General features: G+C 44.9%; 1 rRNA gene. It reads right to left on the bottom strand.

Going from position 1 to position 599, the window contains the following annotated elements:
• Positions 1-305 precede the first annotated feature (305 nt).
• A 5S ribosomal RNA gene (gene rrf / locus ACYVD3_RS04830) occupies positions 306-423 on the bottom strand.
• Positions 424-599 lie beyond the last annotated feature (176 nt).

Here is a 599-nt window from a genome sequence, read left to right as displayed (position 1 = left end):
GAAAGCTTGCTTTCCTAAGCAGTTTTTTATGTGATTGTATAGGCGTGGAACGCCGTGACTGAGAAAAGCGTTAGCTTTTCAAAGTGCACCTTCGTAACAACAACACTGTGACTGAAGTTTATCAGTCATTCGCTTGCTCGATTAACTCGAACCCACGAATCACTGGTAAAAACCAGCTATATAAAACAGCACTGCCCTGCTGAATCAGGTTAACACATTCTTTAACACAGGCTTCGCTTTTCCCTCCACCCATTGGAACATGTCCGTTCTATATAAAACACTCTTTCGAGTGATTTTTTTTAGTAATCTGGCACCCACCTGCTCTCCCATGCCGTCTCCAGCATAGTACCATCGGCCGCTTAAGTCTTAACCATCGTGTTCGGGATGGGAACGGGTGTTTCCCCTAAGCGCATCGGCACCAGAAATTCTTTGTCTCTTGGTGTTCTTTATTTAATTTAATTAGTCTGGTCCATGATTGCACCTCCAAAACCTTCGGTTTTCTCGGTCGCATCTGCGATGCTTATGGAGTAAGTCACAGCCTGACCTCCGTGAAAGTAAACTTTCCCGTACTCCATCCTGTGCCTTTCTCCGCAATCATT

Source organism: Lacrimispora brassicae (assembly GCF_054772055.1).
Note: the sequence above shows the minus strand (reverse complement) of the source record. Positions and strands in the feature narration are given on the sequence as shown.